The following is a 3,076-nucleotide window of genomic DNA, read 5'->3' as shown; positions in this document are numbered from 1 at the left end:
GCCGCCCAGCACCAAAGGCAGCATCAAGTCGGTCATCTGCGCCCGCCACACGGCCTCGGGCGAAAGATAGGGAAAATTGAAGGAATCGACGAAGAACGCCACGGCAATGAAGAATGCCGTACCGACTGCCGTGACAGCGATCACCCTGCCCCAGCTCGTCGGCGACAGATCGAGCTTCATCGCGTCCAACTCCGTTAGCCGTCGCTACTATGACGCACCAACCCAAACAAAGTGATAAGACTTTCCCTCCAATTCGATGTCGGGCGGCGGAATCAAACCACCGGCCAGCCAGCACCTATCGATGACTTGCGACAGACGCTTGCGCAGACACCACAGGACGGCCGCTGGAAAGCAGCCATCCTGTTTCAGAGCTTGAAGGCGTGGGCCAATTGCCGGCCGGGCAAGGGCAAAACGGCGCGCGAGCCAGATCGCCCGTCGTCAGTTGAGCGTCGATTCACCCAGCGCATCGACGACAAAGGATGCCGCGATCAGGTCGTCGGCATCGAGACGCAGAGAGCCTCCGTCGCCTCCCATGGCTGAAGCCACTTTTTGAAAGGTCTTCATTTCGTATTCCGTGATCCGGGCGTCCTGCATCCTGGCCTTGAGATCGGCGATGCGCCGATCGAGGGCCGAAGATATCCCTATTTCTCGCTTCGACATGGCAACACTCCTCCCCACCCTTGTTTGCCTCCCGCCTGTCCACTTTTATAAGGGTCCGCGAATAGAGCGGGCCGAACGCGCCGTGCGCGGGAAGGTTCCGAAAAGGCCGAGTAACGAAATAATACGCTGGCGCCGAGCCACGCCCGCGACTTTTCTATATCAGACCCAGCTAATCCTTGACGCCGGCAGATGCCGCCCCAGAATCAGAGCATGGCAATAAAAGTCGGCGACGAGGTGGCGGTCATGGCGACGGTGCTGAAGCGCGTCACGGAGGATCGCGTCAGCGTGTCGATCCCCGGTCTTCCGCATTCGGTCATTGATCCGGCGACCAGGCTGACCAGGGGCCAGGCGACGGAATTGTCCGGCGACGTTACGCGGATCGACGGCGACAAGGTCACGGTGTCGCTGGGGACTATGGTCACGGTGAATCCGGACAAGGTGCGCGTGGTGCAAAGCCACGTTCCGCGGGAGCGAAGGGGGCTCGGGATGTGAACAAGCGAAGCGCCACCGTCTCAGGGATACAACCCCTTACACCCCAGCAGTGCAGATCTGCACGAGCGATCCTGAAGTGGTCGCAGGTGCGACTCGCCGCGAAGTGCGGCCTTAGCGAAGGAACGATTGGCAGTTTTGAGAGCGGGCGAAGGATTCCCAGTCCAGCCAAGCTGGCTGCCATTCGTCGAGGGTTAGAGGCCGCGGGCGTGGTTTTCATCGATCAGAAGGCCGCGGTGACCAAGAGCGGTCCGCCTCGCGAAACTATTAGTGGAACATAATTTAGATATCTCTGTTAGGCCTCCAAACGGGAGGCACGCTATGCAACATGAAACCGGCATAGTTTCTGACTGGTCGAAATTGGTGGCGGACGATCCTCTGATCGCCGCCGATATATTCCAGCGTCTGTCTGTGCGCGCTTGCAATGACAACGCTCCCGCCGCCGCCGACGTCCCGTGGCCTGGCACCGAAACATCACGAGGTCCCGACTTTGCCGGCCTCGCAACACCCGCCGAATATCCTCGGCCGATCGTGCTTCTGGCGACGATCTATGCGTCGACGGTCCTGGGGGTAACGCTGCTTCTGGCGGCGGCGGTTTGAGCGCACGAGGCCTGATGCCGCTCTCTGAAAGCCCATGTCTCCGGTCTAAACCGTGACCTAAGTGTCCGGACGGACGCGAAAGGCTTTGGCGATCCCGACAGGATTCGAACCTGTGACCATCGGCTTAGAAGGCCGGTGCTCTATCCAGCTGAGCTACGGGACCGCTGGCCGGCCGGCGGGCCGGCTGGATATTCTGGCGCCGGGCGCCGTTCAATGCGTCCAGGGCGTCCTGCGGTCATAGCGGAAATTTTCCGCATAGGAAATCTGGCGGCGCTTGGTCTCTTTCGGCTCTTCGACGCGGAAAGCGAGCCCTTGCTTTTCGGCGTAGGCGACCGCCTCTTCGCGCGTGTCGAAGCTGAGCCTGATCTGGCTTCTCATGTCTGCCGACGTCGTATAGCCCATCAGCGGGTCGATCTTCTTGCGCGACTCGGGATCGAATTCCAGCACCCAGTGGCCGGTCTTGGCCTTGCCGGACTGCATCGCGGTTTTGGCTGGGCTGAAAATGCGCGCGGACATGGCCACCTCGTTCTTGTGCAAGGCAGCATCGCCACCCTTCGCCCGTCATTACTGCGCAATGCGCACGGCGGCAAGGTTTTTGCTCTTGCAGGTTTTTGCTCTTGCCATGCAACACCGAAATGAATAGGCAACAGACCGTTCGGAGTGTAGCGCAGCCTGGTAGCGCATCTGGTTTGGGACCAGAGGGTCGGGAGTTCGAATCTCTCCACTCCGACCATCCCCTCAAATGCCCAATGCCCGGCGCAGCCATTTGGTCATTTGCTCCGTTTCCATCCGGCGGCCGCGGGCCGGTTCGGCAAACAGGGGGTTCAGATGCTTGGAATCGATGCCTGGGTGTCGCTTTTCGGACCGGCCTACTTTGCCTATGCCGGCATCACCGTTCCGTTCATGGTGACGTGGGCAATTGCTTGCGCCGCACTGGCGATGTGGAACAACCGTGAAAGCCGCAGACAGGCGAGGCAGGCCCCGGGCGCCGTGGTCTCCCGCTCCTGGCGTGTCAGTATCGGAATGTTTGTGCTGGTCGCCGCCGGCTATATCGCCGCTCACTCTGCCGTCTACCTCGCGGCCCGTCATTTCGCCAGAATGTGGCTCTGAGACCGGCCTCTCAGGCTAAATCTCGAATTCGCCCTGCCCTTCATCCATGGCGTTGACGGTTTCGGCTGCCAGCGCCCTGGTGATCGGCGTCTTGCGTTCGAGCGCGGTCCGGTCGAGCCGCTCCACCACGCGCATCGCTGTCGCCAGCGAGCGCTCGATGCGGCGGACCAGATACTGCACGACATGCGGTTCGACCTCGATCTGACGGTCGGCGAAC

At 61.0% G+C, this 3,076-nt stretch carries 6 protein-coding genes, 2 tRNA genes and 2 pseudogenes; 5 read left to right on the top strand and 5 right to left on the bottom strand.

Features of this window, described 5'->3' with window-relative positions:
* Together EN943_RS36345 and EN943_RS36340 are read right to left on the bottom strand one after the other, a co-directional pair.
* Positions 1 to 180, bottom strand: a pseudogene (locus EN943_RS36345) (GGDEF domain-containing protein); the annotation flags it as partial.
* Positions 181 to 438: 258 nt separating this feature from the next.
* Positions 439 to 660 carry a hypothetical protein gene (locus tag EN943_RS36340; protein ID WP_127416540.1) on the bottom strand — a complete coding sequence of 74 codons (222 nt, stop codon included), beginning with the start codon at positions 658 to 660 and terminating at the stop codon, positions 439 to 441.
* A 210-nt stretch (positions 661 to 870) separates the two neighbouring features.
* On the opposite strand from EN943_RS36340, the gene EN943_RS36335 reads away from it, so the two are divergent.
* Genes EN943_RS36335 through EN943_RS36325 form a run of 3 tightly spaced genes read left to right on the top strand, consistent with a single transcriptional unit; the run spans position 871 to position 1,749 of the window.
* The gene (locus tag EN943_RS36335) at positions 871 to 1,152 is read left to right on the top strand and encodes a hypothetical protein (protein WP_164778583.1); all 282 of its coding nucleotides are present in this window, start codon (positions 871 to 873) and stop codon (positions 1,150 to 1,152) included.
* Positions 1,149 to 1,430, top strand: a complete 282-nt coding sequence (locus tag EN943_RS36330) for a helix-turn-helix transcriptional regulator (protein WP_127416539.1) — start codon at positions 1,149 to 1,151, stop codon at positions 1,428 to 1,430. The genes EN943_RS36335 and EN943_RS36330 overlap by 4 nt, the downstream gene beginning before the upstream one ends.
* Before the next feature lie 40 nt (positions 1,431 to 1,470).
* Positions 1,471 to 1,749 carry a hypothetical protein gene (locus tag EN943_RS36325; RefSeq protein WP_127416538.1) on the top strand — a complete coding sequence of 93 codons (279 nt, stop codon included), beginning with the start codon at positions 1,471 to 1,473 and terminating at the stop codon, positions 1,747 to 1,749.
* Positions 1,750 to 1,835: 86 nt separating this feature from the next.
* Here the strand turns inward: EN943_RS36325 and EN943_RS36320 are convergent.
* Both EN943_RS36320 and EN943_RS36315 read right to left on the bottom strand, forming a co-directional pair.
* Positions 1,836 to 1,912, bottom strand: a tRNA-Arg gene (locus EN943_RS36320).
* Positions 1,913 to 1,959: 47 nt separating this feature from the next.
* Positions 1,960 to 2,265: an ETC complex I subunit gene (locus EN943_RS36315; protein ID WP_127260675.1), complete on the bottom strand. Its 306-nt coding sequence runs from the start codon at positions 2,263 to 2,265 to the stop codon at positions 1,960 to 1,962.
* 140 nt (positions 2,266 to 2,405) lie between these two features.
* Between EN943_RS36315 and EN943_RS36310 the strand changes: the two genes are divergently transcribed.
* Both EN943_RS36310 and EN943_RS36305 read left to right on the top strand, forming a co-directional pair.
* Positions 2,406 to 2,482, top strand: a tRNA-Pro gene (locus tag EN943_RS36310).
* 95 nt (positions 2,483 to 2,577) lie between these two features.
* On the top strand, positions 2,578 to 2,859 hold the full coding sequence (locus EN943_RS36305) for a hypothetical protein (RefSeq protein WP_127416537.1): 282 nt from the start codon (positions 2,578 to 2,580) through the stop codon (positions 2,857 to 2,859).
* Between the two features lie 15 nt (positions 2,860 to 2,874).
* Here the strand turns inward: EN943_RS36305 and EN943_RS36300 are convergent.
* Positions 2,875 to 3,076: pseudogene (locus tag EN943_RS36300) on the bottom strand (hypothetical protein); the annotation flags it as partial.

It is taken from the genome of Mesorhizobium sp. M7A.F.Ca.US.006.01.1.1 (assembly GCF_003997935.1).
Taxonomy (GTDB): Bacteria; Pseudomonadota; Alphaproteobacteria; order Rhizobiales; family Rhizobiaceae; genus Mesorhizobium.
The sequence above is the reverse complement of the archived record's forward strand: the minus strand, read 5'-3'. Positions and strand labels throughout refer to the sequence as shown.